An 18,157-nucleotide genomic window follows, 5' to 3' on the forward strand; every position below is an offset into this window, starting at 1 on the left:
GGCCAGGTCGGTCGGCCCGTGCCCCCCGGGGGCCGGGGGCGAGGAGGTGGGCGTGATATCGATCCAGGTGGCCCAGCGGGGGACCGGGCTGTTGCGGGAGTTCAACGAGGCCGGGGTGCTGTCGGCGGCGGATGTGCACGTGGCGTTGCGATTGGGGCGCCTCGGTGGGGAACAGGACGAGTCGGTGCTGTTCGCGGCCGCATTGGCAGTGCGGGCGGTGCGGTCGGGATCGGTATGTCTGGACCTGTCCCGTATGCGGGATATCGGTGTGGATATCGAGGAGGATCGGGAAACGACTCTCGACCCCGACACGTTGCCGTGGCCCGAGGATCGGGCCGTCGTCGACGCGCTGCGGGCCAGCCCCCTGGTGCGCGGAGGGGCGGCGGGACCATTGCGGCCGCTGCGGCTGGTCGAGCCCACCCGCCCCGGGGTAGGGCCGCTGCTCTATCTGGACCGGTACTACCGACAGGAACAGATCATCCGCCGCGTCCTCACCGAACGGGCCGGTGGACACCCGGATATCGATCCCACCCTGGTTCGGCGTGAACTGGACCGTCTGTTCGGTCCGCCTACCGCGACCCCGGATCGGCAGCGAATAGCAGCGGCGCTGGCGGCGACTCACTGGACCACGGTCGTCGCGGGCGGTCCCGGAACCGGGAAAACCCACACCATTGCGCGGATACTGGCATTGCTCGTTGCGCATCGCGCCGCGGAACCGGGCCGGCCCGCCCTGCGGATCGCGCTGGCGGCACCCACCGGAAAGGCTGCGGCCCGCCTCCAGGAGGCGGTCCGCGACCAGGCCGCGGAACTCGGTCTCGGGGAACTCACCGCGGCGACCCTGCATCGGCTGCTGGGTTGGCAGCGCGGCCGCGATACGCGTTTCCGCTACCACGAGCACAACCGGCTGCCCTACGACGTGGTCGTCGTCGACGAAAGCTCCATGGTGTCACTGACCTTGATGAGCCGACTGTTCGCGGCGCTGCGCCCCGACACCCGCCTGGTTCTCGTCGGCGATCCCGACCAGTTGGCGTCCGTGGACGCGGGGGCGGTGCTCGCCGATCTGGTCGCCGCCCCGGTCACCGATGCCCCGAACCCGATCTTCGACGAGATCCTCGGCCCGGCGGCCGATCCGTCCGACGATCCGGAGGCCCTGACCGAACTGGAGCGCACCAGGCTCCGCGGTGGGATCGTCCGGCTCACTCGTGGCCGCCGCTTCGGCGGACGTATCGCCGATCTCGCCGTCGCGGTGCGGGCCGGGGACGGTGATACCGCCCTGGAACTGTTGCGCGCGGGTGGGGAGGCCCTGAGCCTGTGCGCGCCCGAGGACATCGCCGCCGTGCGCGCCGATGTGGTGCGGACGTCCCGGTCGATCACCGAGGCGGCCCTGGTCGGTGACGCCGCCGCCGCATTGACGGCCTTCGAATCCCATCGACTGCTGTGCGCCCATCGCCAAGGCCCCTACGGGGTGGAGCGCTGGGATCGCCTCGCTGCCGAATGGTCGGCCCTGGCCGGTGTCGGACCCGAGAACTCCCATGCCACCTGGTATCCCGGCCAGCCATTGCTGGTCACCGCCAACGATCACGAGGCCCGGATCTACAACGGTGATACCGGTGTGGTGCTACGCCTGCCCGACGGTTCGCTGCGCGTGGCGCTGCAACGCGGCGACGAACCCTATCTGGTGCACCCCACCCAGTTCCCGGCCGTGGTCACCGTCTACGCCATGACCATCCACCGCAGCCAGGGCAGCCAGTACGACGCGGTCACCATCGTTTTACCGGAAGCCGAATCCACTCTGCTCACCCGAGAACTGCTCTATACCGCCATCACTCGCGCCCGGCACCACGTTCGGGTCATCGGTACCGAGGAAGCCATTCGGGCCGCCGTCGACCGTCGGGTGCTGCGGGCGAGCGGACTCAGCATCGGCCCGGTCGATCGGGCGAAATAGGGATTTCCCGACGGGTATTCCGAACCGGCGCCGCTCTACGATCGCCGCGAGTGGACGCGCCACGGCGTCCGGGTGGTGAGGACTACAACAGAAATGAACTTGCGCACAACCAGGAAACTCGTCATCGCGGTGGTCGGCGCGTTGATGGCATTGCTGCCGTTCGGGGTGGTTCCGGCCGTCGATCCCGCGGGCCCCGCCCATGCGGAGATCACCACCTCGCTCGGGGTGCCGCAGCACTTGGGATTTATCGCGCCCCGGATCGAAACGGCCACCGCTCCCTTCGAATCCGGTATCGGTACCCGGTTCACTCCGGCGGCGACCGAAACGGTGTCGGTAACTCTGGCGGGCGAGTCCCGACCGCGTTCGATCGTGCTGCACCGGACGCGGTCGCTGGACGGCGCGCCGGTGCTCACCTTCGAACAGGCCGCGCCCGCGGTGGGCCCCTGGGCCGAGCCCGATACGGCGTTCCTGTCGTACGCGGTGACCGATCTCGATGCCACGGGACGACGGTTGGCCGACAACGGTTTCCGGCTCGTCGCCACGGCGCGGGACTTCACGTTCTGGCGCGGCGCCGGTGGTGTCCTGGTCCGACTGATCGCCGAATCGTCTTTTCCCGCGGCGGAATCGGGAAGGGCGGGTGGTCTCGGTCCGGTGCGGTCGTTCACCCTGGCCCCGTGCGATATCGCGGCGGTGCGTGATCAGTTGGGGACCGCGTTGGGGGTCCGCTGGAAGATACCCATGGCCGTGCCCTTGCCGTGGGAGCACACCGATGGTGCGGTGCGTCCGCTCGTACACCAATTGCACTCCTCGGACGAGCGGGCGCCACATCTGAGTGTGGAGAGTCCGGATCCGGCGCCCGCCCAGACCTGCGCCCCGGACCGTACACCGGTGCATCTGGTGTATTTCACCTCGGATGTGGTGGCGGCCGAGCGTCGTCTGCTCGCGGCGGGGATGACGCCGGTCGCCCGGGTGCCGATGATGGTGACGTATTTCCGTGCGGGAGAGACCGGCCCGTATCTCGAGGTCGGCAGCACCGCATTCGAATTGGCCGAATACCTGCCCTGAACCGGGGTCGGTGGGCCTACGACGGCGGAGTTGGGAAGATACCGGGCAACTCCAGGGCGTAGCGGACATCGTCGGTATTGCCCAGTGTCGCCAGGACGACGCGGATCATCGTGACCCGGGCGGCGGCGACGGTCTCCGGATCGGGTTCGGCGCCGGGACGGGTATCCGCGGCGATGCGGTAGACGACGTATTCGCAGACGTGTAGCGCGGCGTCGAGGTCCAGCGGCGCCGGAACCGGTCGGTCGAGTTCGGCGAATTTGGTGCGGACGATCTGGCGGATATCGTCGAGCGCCCGATTGCGGTAGCTCGAGACCGGTGAGGCGGGGTCGTGGAGTTCGGCGAACAGGGGCCGCAACATGGGCCCGTGGCCTCGGGCCCAGTCCAGGTAGGCGTCGATGAGGCGGATACCCAGTTCCACGCTTTCCGCGGGTGTGTCCAACGCATTCCGGATACCGCCCACCAGTCCGGCATTGGAGGCGTCCAGGACGGTGTGCAGGGGTTCGGTGGCATTGGCGAAGTATCGGTAGAAAGTGGGTCGCGCCAGACCGGCCTGTTCGATGATCTGCGCGACGTTCAGTCCTCGGGATCCGCCACGGGTGAACACCTCAGCGGTGGCGCGCACGATCCGAGCGCGCACCTGATCGGCCTGTTCTCGTGTCTGTGGTGGTCGGCCTCGGCGGGTGGTGCTCTTCGCCGTCATCCGCATCGATGCCGGGTGGTTGTGATACCGCACAGTCCGAATGCGGGCCGGGCTGTCGTTCGGAACGAGGCGCTTGACACGGTACAGGACACGGCCATTACTCTAACACTGCTGTTCAATTAATCCAGGTGATGTGGCTTCGCCCGCATGGCCGAGAATTTCCAGGAGTACGTCGCCCATGACGACCGCTTCCCGGCTCGCCGATATCGACGCGCTGCCTCCGGATCTGGTGAAACCGCTGCTCGACCGGGCCGCGGCCGGTGGCGCCGCCTCGGTACAGGTCGTCGCCCCCGCTACCGGTCGTCCGCTCGTCGAGTTGCCGCAGTCCTCGATCGCCGATATCGACGCCGCCTTCGAACGCGCCCGTCGGGCGCAACGCGGGTGGGAGAAGGTCCCGGTTCGGGAGCGGGCCGCTGTCCTGCGCCGTTTCCACGACATCGTGCTGGCCGAGCAGGACACCATTCTCGACATCGTCCAGACCGAAACCGGAAAATCCCGGGCGCACGCCTTCGACGAGGTCGGCGATGTGGCGGTGAACTCGCGGTACTACGCCGCCACGGCCGCGCGGCTACTGGCCGACCGCGCCCCGCGCGGAGTGCTTCCCGGGCTCACTACGGTCCGGGTGCGGCACCGACCCAAGGGAGTGGTCGCGGTTATTTCGCCGTGGAACTATCCACTGGCGCTGGCCGTCTCCGATGCCCTGCCGGCGCTGATCGCGGGAAACGCCGTTATCGGTCGCCCCGACAACCAGACCGCGCTCACCGCGCTGTGGGCGGTGGACGCCGCCGAACGCGCCGGTCTCCCGAGGGATCTGTGGCAGATCGTGCTGGGACGCGGATCGGTGATCGGCCCCGAGGTGATCGACCGCGCCGATTACGTCGACTACACCGGTTCCAGCGCCACCGGCCGCACCATCGGCCGACAGGCCGGCGAACGGCTCATCGGCTGCTCCCTGGAACTGGGCGGTAAGAACCCGTTGCTGGTACTGGCCGACGCCAGGATCGGCGCCGCCGCCAAGGCCGCGGTTCGGGCCAGTTTCTCCTCCGCCGGGCAGCTGTGCGAATCGATGGAGCGGATCTATGTGCACGAGGCGGTCTACGACCGGTTCGTGGCCGAGTTCGTGGAAAACGTGCAGAAACTGAAGCTCGGGGCCGAACTCGACTACAGCAGCGATATGGGTTCGCTCACCTTCCAGCGGCAGCTGGACACCGTCCGAGCGCATGTCGACGACGCCGTCGCCAAGGGCGCCACCGTACTCACCGGCGGGCGGCATCGCCCGGATCTCGGCCCGTACTTCTACGAACCGACCGTGCTCACCGGGGTGACCCCCGAGATGACCGTCCATCGCGAGGAAACCTTCGGTCCCGTCGTCTCGGTGTACAAGGTGAGCAGTGATGACGAGGCGGTGGAGCAGGCCAACGACACCGCCTACGGCCTCAATGCCAGTGTCTGGACCCGAGATCCGGCGCGCGGTCGAGAAATCGCGGCGCGAATCAAGGCCGGATCGGTGAACATCAACGAGGGGTTCATCGCGGCCTGGGGTAGTGCCGACGCTCCCTCGGGCGGTCTCGGTATCTCCGGCACCGGCCGACGACACGGGCCCGAAGGACTGCTCAAATACGTCGACACGCAGACCATCGCCGCCCAGCGGCTGCTGCGGATCGCGCCGCTGCCGGGTATGTCGGAACAACTGTGGGCCAAGACCATGACGCTTTATTTCCGGGTCATGAAAACCCTGCGCCAGAAATAGGTCGCACCGACCCTGGGATTGCTCGAACAAGGATTTGAATTCGATGAAACTCGATACCGTCGCCGGCAAGAAGGTACTCGTCACCGGGGCCGCGATGGGCCTGGGCAAGTTGTTCGCCGAACAGGCCGTCCGTGAGGGTGCCGCCGCGGTCGTGCTCTGGGACGTCAACGACACTGCGCTGACCGACACCGCCGCCGAACTGTCCGGCAAGGGGGCGCGGATTCACCGGTACACCGTGGATGTCTCCGACCCCGAGGCCGTCCACACGGCCGCGGAAAAGGTACGTGACGAGGTCGGTGATATCGATGTTCTGGTCAACAATGCCGGAATCGTGCGCGGCAATTCCTATTTCTGGGAAACCTCCGATCGCTCCGATATCGAGAAGACCATGGCGATCAATTCATTGGCGCCGATGTACATCACCCTCGAATTCCTGCCCGCCATGATCGCGAACGGGTCCGAGGCGCGAATCCTCACCATCGCCTCGTCGGCGGGTCTGGTGCACAATCCCCGCATGAGCGTCTACGCCGCCTCGAAATGGGCGGCGCTGGGCTGGTCGGATTCGGTGCGGATCGAACTCGATCAGGCCGGACATCGACACGTCCGCGTCACCACCATCTGCCCCACCTACATCAATACCGGGATGTTCGAGGGCGCCAAGGGCTTTTGGCTCACCCCGATCCTGGACGCGCACAAGGTCGTCGACACCTCGTGGAACGCGATGAAAAAGGGGACCCCGGTGGTGATCCTGCCATGGACCTCTCGACTCAACAAGGTGCTGTCGGGCCTACTGCCCATTCGACTGCGCGACTTCTTCCTCGACATGGTGGGCGTGTATCACTCCATGGAGGATTTCACCGGACGAAAGTGATACCGCGGGTCATTCGGACCGACCGATGGCGACGGTGGCCTCGAGTTCGGGGGAGTGCACCATCCGGGCCGCCAGGCCATGTTCGGAGAGGACCGCGGCGGCCGCGGCGGTCTGATCCACGCCCACCTCGATCAGCACATGACCACCGGGACGCAGCCAGGCACCGGCACCGGCGGCCACCCGACGGAACACGTCCAGACCGTCCGACCCGCCGTCGAGCGCGATGGCGGGTTCGTGGTCGCGTGCCTCGACCGGCAGTTGCGTGATCCGACGAGTGGGCACGTATGGGGTGTTGGCGAGCAGGACGTCGACCCGGCCGCGCAGCTCGTCGGGAAGCGCGTCGAAGAGATCGCCCCGATACACCCGCGCACCGATCGCCACGAGATTGTCGCGGGCACAGGCCACGGCGACCGGGTCGATATCGGAGGCCACCAACTCCATCGGCCGAGCCAGCGTATGAAGGAGGGCCAGTCCCAGCGCTCCCGACCCGCAACACAGGTCGACCACCGTGGGGCGATCGGACCGCCCGCGGAGCAGGGAAGCGGCCTCCTCGACGAGGAATACCGTGCGCTGTCGCGGCACGAAAACCCCCGGACGCACCCCGACCCGGATCCCGCCGAACTCCACCCGGCCGAGCAGATACTCCAACGGCGTGCCGGCGGCCCGACGGGCCACCAGATCGTCGAGCTCTTCGTCCGAGCTCGCCGCCGCCAGCAATAGTCGGGCCTCCTCCTCGGCGAACACACAGCCTGCCGCTCGCAGCCGGGCCGTCACCATCGCCGCATCACGCGTATGCACCGGGTCAGTGTGCCGGTGGCGCACCGGCGAGCGCACCCGATTTATCGCCCCACCGGACGGCCGCGCAGGAGACCGGACGACGCCGTCCGGCCCCCGGCGGCGTCGCGTTCACCGGGCGATGGCGAGCTGGAGGGTGCGACCGGCGTCCAGGTAGATCCCCCGCTGCGCCTGTCTGCTCGGGGGCGGCAGTTGGGAGACCAGGTGCTCGAGTGAGGTGGTCGCGCCCACCACATGTGTGCCCGCGACGATGAAGTCGGCCACCGCGCGGCGGATATGGTTCGGCGATGTCACCACCACCGCGCTCGTCGCGCCGAGATCACGCAGAATACGGCTGCTGAACAGGGCGTTCTGCACCGTTGATCCGGCCCGGTTCTCCACATGGATCCGCTGGGCCGGCACCCCGTGCCCCACCAGCCAGTTGCGCATGGCCTCCGCTTCGGTGATCCCGTTGCTGGGGTTGCCGCCGGTGACGACGATCGGTGAGAACGGGGAGGCGATGGACTGGAGCCAGGCCGCGGTCAGCCGGTTCACCAGTTCCGGGCGCAGCGAACCGTCGGGCAGCAGACCGTAGCCGAGAACCACGATCCCGGTCTGCGGTCCCACCAGCGCGGGCAGCGGATTGGGCAGGGTGGCCACCGCAGAGCCGACCGCGTGGATCACCCGGTCGGTGCCCGCCGCCAGATCGCCGTCCACCGCGCGCAGGCGGGCCATGGTGTCGTGGAAGGCGAGCAGATCGCCGGCGTAATGCGACCAGATGGCCTGCAGCGAGAGCGCCTTGGCGTCGGTGGGGTTGCGGTCGATGAGGATACGCAGATCCGCGCGTCCGGCGGCGTCGTTACCGGCGGTGAAATGCCGCTGCGCCGAATTGTAGAGGGCATCCGTATCCGGACTGTCGGCCTGGGCGGGAGAGCTCGCGAAACCGGCCGCGAGAGCCACGGCCGTGGCGACGGCCGCCAGCAGCCGGCGCATACTTCTGGAGATTTTCACTACTGATGACACCTTTCCGCGAAGGATTGGGTTTCGGTAGGTAAGCGAGCGCTGTGCCGATATGGAGCTTCCCTACGATATGTCCGACGGTTTCGTACCGGTGGGAACCGTGGCGGCCCGTCATGGGCACGATTCGGGCGACGATAGGCTGGATCCCCGTGGATACCGCATCGCTGCCCGGTAAGGACCTCGCCGCCGCCATCAATATCGATACCACAGCACGCGCCGCCGCGTTGACCGAGCGTACGAGCCGCGCCCCGCGGCTGGCGCTGGTCGTCGCCAATGACGATCCGGCCAGTGCCTGGTATGTCAATTCGCTGCGCAAAGCGGCCGCCCGTCTCGGAATCGACTGCGAAACCGTGGACCTGGGTGCCGACGCCGACGTCGACACCATTCGCGGTGAACTGTCGGCCCGCAGCAAGGACGCCGAAACCGACGCCATCATGTTGCAGACCCCGCTGCCCGCCGGTGTCACCCTCGACGACGTCTCCTCCGCCATCGTCGCCTCCAAGGACGTCGACGGTGTGAGTCCGCTCTCACTCGGTCTGCTCGCCGCCGGCCTGGACGGTTTCGCCCCCGCCACCGCCGAGGCCGTGGTGGAGTTGCTGAAACATCACGAGATCCCGCTCGCCGGCCGGCACGTCGCCGTTGTCGGCCGCTCCAATGTGGTCGGCAAACCGCTCGCCCAGCTGCTGCTGGCGGAGAATGCCACGGTCACCGTCTGCCATTCCCGAACCACCGATCTACCGGCCGTGACCTCGGCCGCCGATGTGGTGGTCGCCGCCGCCGGGCGAATCGGACTGGTCACCGGCGAGCATGTGCGCGAGGGAGCGGTGGTGATCGACGTGGGTACCAACGAGGCGGCCGACGGTGGCATCGTGGGGGATGTCGATGCCGAATCGGTGCGCGGGAAGGCAGTGGGACTGAGCCCTGTTCCCGGCGGGGTGGGACCGGTGACCACGGCACTGCTCATGCGGCATGTGGTGCTCGCCGCCGAACAAGGACGCTGAGAGACCGGGGCATGCCGAGACCGGCGGCCCCGTCGAGCCGGGGTCCCATCGAACGAAGCGCTCGATGGGACCGATGTTCACACCATCTGAGAGGTATCCAGGGTGGGTTGCTGTTGTATCTGGGTGGGAGGCTGCGTGGGCTGGTTGCGGTTTAGTTGGGCTTGCTTCTGCAAATAGGCCCTGATGTACTGGTCGTACCCGTTCGCGTAGCCGATACGATCTGAGCGGTGCACACCGGAACTTCGTTCGTAGTATTCGTCGAAGACCGCAGCGGCCTGGGCGGGCGTACTCGCGCCTCTCAGATAGCCATATGCCTTCGATTCGTTCGTATTCAATTCGTGCACCAGGTAGTCGATCTGGACTTCCCATCTGCTCGGGTCTTTGAGCGGATGATTCGCGGCGAACGCGTAGAGCCCTTCCAGTCGGCTCCCTCGCCATTGGGCCAGACCGTAGGAGCCTTCTTCGGCGTAGAGGGCGCCCGTATCGAAGCCCGGCGCTTCGACCTGGAGGTTGCCGAGGATGCCCACTGCCTGGGCGTGGGTCAGCCCGTGCTCACGTAGGCGCTGGTAGATCAACTCGGGTGGAACTTTTTCCCCTTGGCCGACGGGCTTCACATTGCTCGCATGCTGCACAGCGTTGGTGTACTGCACACCGTTGCCCCTGGTACCGGGGGAGCCGCTCCACGGCGTGGACGAAGTCGGCATAACGGGCGGCATATACGGCGAGCCGCCGCCCAGGGGCGAGCTGCCCCCCATGGTCTGGAGCGGGGACGGCTGAGGTATGTCGGGGTCCTGTAACTGGGTGTGCGCCTGGCTGACCTTGTCCTTCGCGATGCCGAGTTCCTCGTCGATGGCGGCCATGGCCCGGAACTGCTCCTTCAACCAGGCCTGCTTGTTCAGTCGACCCTCTTTGTCGACGAAATCGCTCTTCGGGCGGACATCGCCCAGGATCTCCTTGGTGCGTTTGATGAAGGTGTCGGTCGCGGTGTAGGCGGTGTTGCTGGCCACAGCGGCCTTCGAGGCGATATCGCCGACCTTCTTGTCCAGGTCGTCCAGCTCTTCTTTGTACTGCTGGTACTGATTGCTCTGGGCCTCGTACTCTTCCTTCAGCTTCCCCTCGCCGAGTTGCTCCGGGCGTTTCGTCTCGGGTGTGGGCGATGTCGCCGGGTCGTCGTCGGCGAGTGCCTTCAACACACTGGGCTTGACCGTCTCCGCTTTTCCGTCGCCGAGACCTTTCGCCAAACCACGGAATATCCATTCCACTCGGTCGACATAGGAATTCAGAACCGTAGCGCCCGAGACATCGGGGAATTTCACCTCGAGGGCCATGCTTCACTCCCTGCATGCCGCGGTGCGAGCACCCGCTGTCGTACCGGAACAGTGTGCGTCAGGATACAGTTGTTCCCGACACCGATACGGCGAGTGATATCGGTGTCCTGTTTCATGGTGCACGCCTCGCCGCTTCACTCCTTGCTCGGGTCGCTGTCTGCCGTCGAGCCCTGTCCGGCAGCGTAAACGGGGGCGGCCCCGTCCGCTACGCCCTGTTCCCGCCGGTGGGAGCCCTTGGGGTGAAAGGGTGATCTCGCTGTTCGGGGTGCCTGTATGTGCGGAGTGCCGGTAAACGGACCGGGTGGTACCGGATAGGGTGGGTTACGTGAACGTGGATGTGACCCCTCTTCCGGGAATAGGTGTTCGTAAAGATTTCCCACTCTCCGGCGTACGGAGACGGATCGGGGTCGTGGACCACAAGGACGGCACCATCGACCTGATCTTCACCAAGGTCGGTGATCCGGACACCACCACTCAGATCCCCTTGACCGAGACCGAGGCCGGGGCGTTGGCCAACCTGCTCGGCGCGCCTCAGCTGGTCGCGCAGCTGCGGGCCGAACATCAGGACATGGAGGGTGTCAATACACGCCAGCTGCCCATCGGTGAGGGTTCTCCCTACGACGGTCGGACACTCGGTGACACTCGGATGCGGACCCGGACCAAGGCCTCCATCGTGGCCGTGATGCGCGCCGGGCAGGTGCATCCGGCTCCGGGACCCGAGTTCCCCCTCACCGCCGGCGATCTGCTCGTCGTGGTCGGAACCAGCGAGGGACTGGATGCCGCCGCCGAGATACTGACCGAGGGCTGATCGACGAATGAGTTCCACCACGCTGGCCATGATCCAGCTGGGTGCGGTCTTCTTCGGGCTCGGTGTGCTCGGTCGGATCGCTGCCCGTATAGGCCTGTCACCCATTCCGCTCTATCTCGTCGGTGGTCTGGTGTTCGGCGAAGGCGGGGTCGTCGAACTGCACGAAGCCGGCGAGTTCATCCATATCGCCAGTGAAATCGGCGTCGTCCTGCTGCTGTTGCTGCTGGGCCTGGAGTATTCCGCCGCCGAACTGTTCACCGGTATGCGAAGATCATGGCCCGCCGGCCTGCTCGATCTCGCGCTCAATGCCACGCCCGGGGTGATCGTGGCATTGCTGCTCGGATTGGGCCCCACCGGCGCCCTGGCCATGGCCGGGGTCACCTATATCTCTTCGTCGGGCATCGTCGCCAAAGTGCTCAACGACCTGGGCCGACTCGGTAACCGGGAGACCCCGGTGATTCTGTCGATCCTCGTGTTCGAGGATCTGGCCATGGCGGCCTACCTGCCGGTGCTCACCGCGGTCCTGGCCGGACTCGGTTTCCTCTCCGGTCTGAAAACGCTGGGTATCGCGCTGGTCGCGGTCACCGCCGTATTGATCGTGGCCCTGCGCTACGGCAAATACGTCTCCGCATTGGTGGCCAGCGAAGACCGGGAGATCTTCCTGCTCAAGCTGCTGGGGTCGGCCCTGCTGGTGGCCGGTATCGCCTCCGCGCTCCAGGTCTCCGCGGCGGTCGGCGCGTTCCTGCTGGGTATCGCGATTTCCGATTCCACCGCGCACAATGCCCTCAAGATTCTGGAACCGTTGCGCGACCTGTTCGCCGCGCTGTTCTTCGTCCTGTTCGGGCTTTCCACCGATCCGCGCAGTATTCCGCCGGTGCTGGGATGGGCGGTGCTGCTGGCCGTGGTGACCACGGTGACCAAGGTTGCCACCGGATGGTGGGCGGCGGGTCGGGCGGGCGCCGGGCCGCTGGGCCGGGCCCGTGCCGGGACCGCGCTGGTGGCGCGTGGAGAGTTCTCCATCGTCATCGCGGGTCTGGCGGTGGCGGCGGCGGCCGTGCCGGCGGAGTTCGCCGCATTGGCGACCACCTATGTGCTGTTGATGGCGATTCTGGGACCCATTGCGGCGCGTGTCGTCGAGCCGGTCATGGGCCGGCTCGTCCGCCGTCCGAAACCCACCGCGAGCGTTCCGGAGGAATAGTTCGTCGTACCGGCGGCGTCGATATTCGTCGGCGCCGCCGGTGTCGTGTGTGGGGGACGCCCAGGACGTGTTGTGAAATTTATCTTGTTCACACATTTCCCTGAGTGACATTGTTCGAGGTCCGTGGTGAGAGATAGGGTCGCGGAAAATGAACGGACCAGGGGAGGGATGGATATGGCGGGGGCGGACGCATCGAATCGATATTCGGTATCGGAGTGGGGCGGGACGCAGGATCTGATCCTCGATCCGGATGTCGGGGTAGCGGTGGCGCGGGCGTTCGGTGACTTTCTCGGCTGTCTGGAATCCGTCCACGACATGGCGGAGCGAACCGCCGTCGTCGACGGGTTCGGTCCGTTTCGCTCCGGGCGGGCATTGCGCGAGAAGTTCGCTCGCAAAGCGAGTGGTACCCCGGGGTCGATCGATGTGGTTCTCCGCGAGCACATCGAAACGGTGCGGTTGCTCGCCCATACGGTTGCGGTATCGCTGATGAGCACCTCGGAGGCCGACCGGACGCTCGGGCAGCGGATCACGGGCGTGGTGCGGTGATGATCGGTCCTGCGGAGTACCGGCAGCGGATCGTCGACGCCCAGCGGCAATGGGACGAAGAACGATTCGCGGCCTTCGTGGGCGGGGCGCCGGTCGATTCGGGTTTCCGGGGCGAACTGGAGCCGCCGAGTATTCCGGGCCCCGACGACTACGACACCCTGACACTGGAGCAATCGGTCGCGGCGGTCGAACAGATGAACCCGGCCGCCGTTCACGCCGCGGGTCGGGTATGGCGTGATATCGCAACCCAACTGGCAGAGGGGGCGCGAGCCTTCGACGAACGATTCCGACACGCGGTGGAAGGCGTTGTGGGACGGGCGGGCTGGACCGGTTCGGCGGCCCGGGCCGCTGTCGACGGTGTTCGGCGCTGCACTGAAGCCGTGACGGATCTGGCGCTGGCCGCACAGCTGATCGCACTCGGATTGGCGGAGTTGGGAACCGGCCTGGAACTGACCCGATCCTCGATGCCTGCACCCTGTGAGCGCCCTGAACCGCGCGATATAACCCTTCCACCCGAAGGGATCACGAAGGAAGGCGATTATCTCCTCGAAGAGGCGGAGGACGAGGCGCGCAGAGTTCTGCGCACGATCTACGCGCCGGCCGTACATCGCGCCGATCTCGGTGTGCCGGTTCTGCCCGGTCCACCCGCGGTGGTCGACGCGATATCGTCCGAGATATCGCCCGAGACGCTGTCCGGATCGAACGGGGGCGATAAAGGCGAATGGGCCGTAACACGTCGATCGGGCGACGAAGGGCCGCGGTCCGGCGATATGGGAGTGTGGGCGGTCGGTCGGGAGCAGAGCCCTACGGACGACGGTGGGTACGGGTCCGTCCGAGCGGAACGGGATGAGCGAGCACAGGGGACCGAGCACAACCGGGAATGTGCCGAAACACCAGAGGCGGTGACGAAGACCTCGGCGGCCACCGCCGAGGAGACAGGGCCATCGGATGCGTTGTCGTCCACCGGCCGGTCGACCGGGCCCGGCCATTTCCGCACCGAAAGCGTCGGGGCGTTCACCCGCCCGAGCGCTCCGACCTCCTTCGTCGCACCAGACCTGTTCGGTCTCCGGAGTGGCCCGGGCGGCCCACGAAGCTCTGCCCGTGCCGCCGGGGTAACCGATTCCGCGGCCCCGACCACTCCCGAAACACCGGACCGTCGGGAGCCGGGGCCCGCGATCGCATCGGCCCCACCATGGCCCGGTCGGAGAATTGCGGACGCGTCGCAGCGCAGCGGTGGAACCGACGCGACACCCCACGGTGGGGCTGCCGGGGCGTCGTCGACCCGTGCCGCGGTGATGGGACAGTCGTGGAGCGCTGTTCCGATAACGGCCCGTGGCGTGGAGGAGGAGAAGGAAAACCGATCGGCGATCAAGGAGTATCTGATCACCGCGCAGAACGGCGCGGAGCTCATCGGTTCCGATCCCGGGCCGGTGACCGTGCAGCCCGTGTGGACAGAGGATTGAACCGCCATGCCCACCTGGCGTTTCACTGGCCTCGAGTTCTCGATCCTGTGGTCGGCGTTCGGCCACGACCGTCTGCCGTATCCCCTGCGCTTCCGTCCGTGTGCCATGGATTTCGACGATCTGCGTCGGCAACGAGAAGCCGCGGTGGAGGCACTGTGGGCGAAGCGCTACTCGCACCGGCTGATCGGCATGCTCGATATTCTGCGCGAACCCGAGGTTCGTATAGAACTCGTGGGATACGGCGACGCGGATACCGATGATGCCGGAGCGCCCGATATCCGCCGCTTCCACGGCGCGATCCGCAACGACCGTGCCGCGGTTCTCGTCCAGCTACCGGGTTCGGATTCGCGCACGGGTGGTGATGTTCTCGTCGCGACCTGCGCGCCCGAGCAGGTGCCCGCTCGGGCAGTGGCCGTACTACCGGTCGAGGCGGCGGGAACCCATGAATCGGTACGGGTGCATCGCGCGGATATCGCTGCCGACCGCCAGTACCATGTGCCGCGATTGAACCGAATCTTCAAACGCCCCCGCCGATCCATGGGGGAGATCCGGATCCATCCCGGACCGGCCGTAGACGCCCGCCCGTCCTTCGGTCGCGGATTCTGGTGGATGGACTACCCCGACGGCCGCTACCGGGTGGGCACCGGCAACCCCATAACCGCCGAACCCGTGTCCACCTCGGACCTCGTCGGGGAGATAGCACGTCTGACCGAACGAACTCGGCGCTTCCACCATGAGGATCTCGAGCACGAGAACTATCTGCGCACCCGCCGGATTCCTGCGTCCCCGGACCGGGGCTGAACTCGAAACCGGGATCGTCGACGACGCTCGTCGGCCGGGGCCACGCTCATGCCGCCGCGGCGCGACGCAGCATCCCCATGGTGCTCTCGATATCGTCGACGTCGACGACCAGGCGGGTGTAGTCGGTTCCGGTGAGGTCGATACGAATGGCCTTACCGTCGAAGAAGGTGTCCCAGAACTCTTTTCGCCCCTTGCCTCGGAAGGTGCCGGCGGCGATCACGCCGGGGAAGAAGGTACCGGGAGCACGCAACCAGGGCGGGCGTCGGTCGATCTCGGCGGGGGCGACCGCGGTGATATTCGAGAGATCGAAGGTGAGATGGTCCCGCAGCGCCAGCACGCGGTGCGCGCCGCGGACGTGAACCGTGACAGTGCTACCCGTGACTTCGACTTCAACCATCGAGCACCTCCCGATTGCGAGCTGTGGACCTGTTTCCAGAGTGGTCGTCACGCCTGGTCGTAGGCTGTGGCGTTCCTATGAGTTTTCTCAGGATCGAGCGCTCGGGCGTTACAGTGTGGGATGTCATCCTCGCCGGCGCGTCGCGGACGATATACGGCAAACTCGATATCGTGGATCAGATGTCATTCACTCGGAGGGCCGCCGGCCGTGCCGCTGTGCATCGTGGCGGTGCGTGATGAGCACGTTGGCACGTGGGGAGAACCGTCCCGCTCCCGGTCTGCGGATGACGGTCACCGTCACATGTTCGGCGCCGGTCGATGTGTCGGCGCTCCTGTTGGCGGCCGACGACAGAGTTCGTTCCGACGCCGATTTCGTCTTCTTCAACCAGCCGGTGGCCACCGGTGTCACCTATCGGCATGGCCAGGGCGCCGGGGATATGGTCGATGTGCAGACACCCGCCCTACCCGACGACATCCACAAGGTGGTGATCACCGCCAGCCTCGACGGCCGCGGACCCGCCACCTTCGGGGCGGTGGGATCGCTGGTCACCACGATCACCGGTGAGTCGGGCACCTTGACCTTCCCGATCTCGGGGCTGACCACGGAGGCCGGTGTCGTATGCGTGGAGGTCTACCGCCGCGGCACCGGTTGGAAGGTACGGGCCGTCGGCCAGGGCTACGACAACGGGCTGGCCGGGATCGCGACCGCCTACGGGGTGAACATCGACGAGGAACCGGGGCCCGCCGCCCCCGCGCGACCGTCCGTTCCCGACCCGACCGTGGTGGCTCGGCCGGCGAGTGCGCCCATGCCAGAACAGAACTCACCACCGGCCCCAGGTTTCGCCCCGGGCGCATACCCGCCCCCACCCGGCTATTCGCCGATGCCCGGTCAACCGCCGGCACCGCCCGCTCCGGGCGGATATCCGCCGCCCGCCGGTTATCCGGCAGCGCACGGCGGTCCCTATGCGCCACCCGGACATTCGGGTCCTCCGCCGCACGGCCGTCCTCACTCCGTACCCGTACCATCACCTCAGCAAGGAGCGCTGCCGATGCACAGCGAACTGTTCGATCCGATCCATGCCGAAGTGAGTGGACTCGGTATCCAGAAGCAGGGCGGCAAGATGGTCAAGGTCGGCGTCAACGGAGAGGTGCTGGCCCGTGCCGGATCCATGGTGGCCTACCAGGGTGAGCTGCATTTCCAGGCGCTCGGTTCGGGCGGTATCCGTCGTGCCATCCAACAACACCTCACCGGTGAGGGCGTGCCGCTGATGAAGGTGTCCGGACGCGGTGACCTCTTCCTCGCCAACGGCGCCTCCGAGGTGCATCTCATCGACCTGGACGGCACCGACGGCCTCACCATCAACGGTGCCAATGTGCTCGCCTTCGACCCCACCCTCTCCTACGAGATTCGCATGGTGCAGGGAGCGGCCGGTCTGGCGAGCAATGCCGGCCTGTTCAACTGTGTATTCACCGGGCGCGGTCGAATCGCCATCACCAGCCACGGCACCCCGGTGGTGTTGAACGTCGACCAACCCACCTATGCCGACCCCCAGGCCGCGATCGCTTGGTCGTCGAGTCTGCGGACCGGGATCAAACGCAACGACTCCTGGGGCTTCGGCCGAATTTTCCTCGGCCGCAGCACCGGTGAGGGAGTAACCCTTTCGTTCTCCGGGCAGGGGTTCGTCATCGTCCAGCCATCGGAACTGCCGCCGGGCGGCTTGATCGGCGGCACCGGCGGGGGAGAAGAGGCCGGGCAGAGCGGCGGTGTGCTCGGAGGGTTGTTCAGCTGAGGCGCATTTCGGCGCACCGGTTGCCGGTGACCCACCGTGCCCTGCCGGTCGGTCCGCCGCCCTGCGCGGTGCGGGAACGTTCACCGAAAGTGAGGACATCGCACCGGGTACGGCGATAGGGTCGGTACTCGCCGGCGTCGGAGAAGCGTGTTCTCGTATGGTACCGATAGTCGCCGGGCCGGGCCGGGCCGAACCGGGCCGGCGTTTTCGGAAACGATTTCGAAGGACGGACCATGACCTCACGAATTCGCTCGATCGTGCTCGGTATCGCCGCCGTATGTCTGGCCCTCGGTGGGGCTCCCGCCGTATCCGCCGCCCCGAACGCACCGGGCGATGCATTGTGCGAGTTCACCTATCCGACTCCGGACGACTTCGACGTCGCGGCCTCCAGCGCGACCTTCGCTGTGGCGGCGGGTCCGGGCACGGTCGATCTCATCATGCTCACCGACGCCGCATCCCAGGTGAGTTACCAGCAGACGTTCGCCGTGACCTGGGCCAATCTGGATACCGGCCGCAATGGCCAGGGTGAGGTGGCCGCCGAGGTCCAAGGTTCCGACAATGTATTGACGATTCCCGGTGTGCGGACCGAACCCGGACGTATCGCCTTCGTGCTGAAGGCCACCAACCATGGATCGGATCAGAACTACACCTACGGGGATTGCAGCGCCGAATACTCGGTGGGCTAGGCAGCGTGACGCGGT

At 66.7% G+C, this 18,157-nt stretch carries 17 protein-coding genes; 12 read left to right on the forward strand and 5 right to left on the reverse strand.

The window, feature by feature from the left end:
* Window positions 1–52: 52 nt before the first annotated feature.
* Window positions 53–1,945 carry an exodeoxyribonuclease V subunit alpha gene (gene recD, locus ON32_RS09440; protein ID WP_040790623.1) on the forward strand — a complete coding sequence of 631 codons (1,893 nt, stop codon included), beginning with the start codon at window positions 53–55 and terminating at the stop codon, window positions 1,943–1,945.
* A gap of 93 nt (window positions 1,946–2,038) precedes the next feature.
* Window positions 2,039–3,010 carry a VOC family protein gene (locus ON32_RS09445; RefSeq protein WP_040790464.1) on the forward strand — a complete coding sequence of 324 codons (972 nt, stop codon included), beginning with the start codon at window positions 2,039–2,041 and terminating at the stop codon, window positions 3,008–3,010.
* A gap of 16 nt (window positions 3,011–3,026) precedes the next feature.
* Here the strand turns inward: ON32_RS09445 and ON32_RS09450 are convergent, their stop codons facing one another.
* Window positions 3,027–3,710, reverse strand: coding sequence for a TetR/AcrR family transcriptional regulator (locus ON32_RS09450; RefSeq protein WP_040790465.1), 684 nt, complete (start codon window positions 3,708–3,710; stop codon window positions 3,027–3,029).
* Between the two features lie 178 nt (window positions 3,711–3,888).
* Between ON32_RS09450 and ON32_RS09455 the strand changes: the two genes are divergently transcribed.
* Complete coding sequence (locus ON32_RS09455; RefSeq protein WP_040790466.1) at window positions 3,889–5,460, forward strand: succinic semialdehyde dehydrogenase; 1,572 nt, start codon at window positions 3,889–3,891, stop codon at window positions 5,458–5,460.
* 43 nt (window positions 5,461–5,503) lie between these two features.
* Window positions 5,504–6,331 carry an SDR family oxidoreductase gene (locus ON32_RS09460; protein WP_040790467.1) on the forward strand — a complete coding sequence of 276 codons (828 nt, stop codon included), beginning with the start codon at window positions 5,504–5,506 and terminating at the stop codon, window positions 6,329–6,331.
* Window positions 6,332–6,340: 9 nt separating this feature from the next.
* On the opposite strand, the gene ON32_RS09465 is transcribed toward ON32_RS09460, so the two are convergent.
* Window positions 6,341–7,108, reverse strand: coding sequence for a putative protein N(5)-glutamine methyltransferase (locus ON32_RS09465; protein ID WP_040790468.1), 768 nt, complete (start codon window positions 7,106–7,108; stop codon window positions 6,341–6,343).
* A 129-nt stretch (window positions 7,109–7,237) separates the two neighbouring features.
* Window positions 7,238–8,098, reverse strand: a complete 861-nt coding sequence (locus ON32_RS09470) for a YdcF family protein (RefSeq protein WP_083874288.1) — start codon at window positions 8,096–8,098, stop codon at window positions 7,238–7,240.
* Window positions 8,099–8,274: 176 nt separating this feature from the next.
* On the opposite strand from ON32_RS09470, the gene ON32_RS09475 reads away from it, so the two are divergent.
* A complete protein-coding gene (locus tag ON32_RS09475; protein WP_040790469.1) occupies window positions 8,275–9,126 on the forward strand; it encodes a bifunctional 5,10-methylenetetrahydrofolate dehydrogenase/5,10-methenyltetrahydrofolate cyclohydrolase in 852 nt (283 codons plus the stop codon).
* Between the two features lie 77 nt (window positions 9,127–9,203).
* Here ON32_RS09475 and ON32_RS09480 read toward each other — a convergent pair whose 3' ends face one another.
* Complete coding sequence (locus ON32_RS09480; protein WP_040790470.1) at window positions 9,204–10,454, reverse strand: phage tail tip lysozyme; 1,251 nt, start codon at window positions 10,452–10,454, stop codon at window positions 9,204–9,206.
* 325 nt (window positions 10,455–10,779) lie between these two features.
* On the opposite strand from ON32_RS09480, the gene ON32_RS09485 reads away from it, so the two are divergent.
* From ON32_RS09485 to ON32_RS09505, 5 genes are all read left to right on the forward strand, one after another.
* Entirely contained in the window at window positions 10,780–11,262 is a 483-nt protein-coding gene (locus ON32_RS09485) for a cation:proton antiporter regulatory subunit (protein ID WP_040790625.1), read from the forward strand.
* Between the two features lie 7 nt (window positions 11,263–11,269).
* Window positions 11,270–12,460 (forward strand): cation:proton antiporter, encoded by a 1,191-nt coding sequence (locus ON32_RS09490; protein WP_040790471.1) that lies wholly within the window; start codon window positions 11,270–11,272, stop codon window positions 12,458–12,460.
* 174 nt (window positions 12,461–12,634) lie between these two features.
* Complete coding sequence (locus ON32_RS09495; RefSeq protein WP_157224138.1) at window positions 12,635–13,006, forward strand: hypothetical protein; 372 nt, start codon at window positions 12,635–12,637, stop codon at window positions 13,004–13,006.
* Window positions 13,006–14,469 (forward strand): hypothetical protein, encoded by a 1,464-nt coding sequence (locus ON32_RS09500; protein ID WP_040790473.1) that lies wholly within the window; start codon window positions 13,006–13,008, stop codon window positions 14,467–14,469. The genes ON32_RS09495 and ON32_RS09500 overlap by 1 nt, the downstream gene beginning before the upstream one ends.
* Window positions 14,470–14,475: 6 nt before the next feature.
* Window positions 14,476–15,270, forward strand: coding sequence for an ESX secretion-associated protein EspG (locus tag ON32_RS09505; RefSeq protein WP_040790474.1), 795 nt, complete (start codon window positions 14,476–14,478; stop codon window positions 15,268–15,270).
* A 46-nt stretch (window positions 15,271–15,316) separates the two neighbouring features.
* On the opposite strand, the gene ON32_RS09510 is transcribed toward ON32_RS09505, so the two are convergent.
* Window positions 15,317–15,667 (reverse strand): hypothetical protein, encoded by a 351-nt coding sequence (locus ON32_RS09510; protein WP_040790475.1) that lies wholly within the window; start codon window positions 15,665–15,667, stop codon window positions 15,317–15,319.
* Window positions 15,668–15,902: 235 nt separating this feature from the next.
* Here ON32_RS09510 and ON32_RS09515 point away from each other — a divergent pair, with 235 nt between their 5' ends.
* Window positions 15,903–17,456, forward strand: a complete 1,554-nt coding sequence (locus ON32_RS09515) for an AIM24 family protein (RefSeq protein ID WP_040790476.1) — start codon at window positions 15,903–15,905, stop codon at window positions 17,454–17,456.
* Between the two features lie 233 nt (window positions 17,457–17,689).
* On the forward strand, window positions 17,690–18,142 hold the full coding sequence (locus ON32_RS09525; RefSeq protein ID WP_051133059.1) for a hypothetical protein: 453 nt from the start codon (window positions 17,690–17,692) through the stop codon (window positions 18,140–18,142).
* The last annotated feature ends 15 nt before the right edge of the window (window positions 18,143–18,157 follow it).

This window comes from Nocardia paucivorans NBRC 100373 (assembly GCF_000308675.1).
Taxonomy (GTDB): domain Bacteria; phylum Actinomycetota; class Actinomycetes; order Mycobacteriales; family Mycobacteriaceae; genus Nocardia; species Nocardia paucivorans.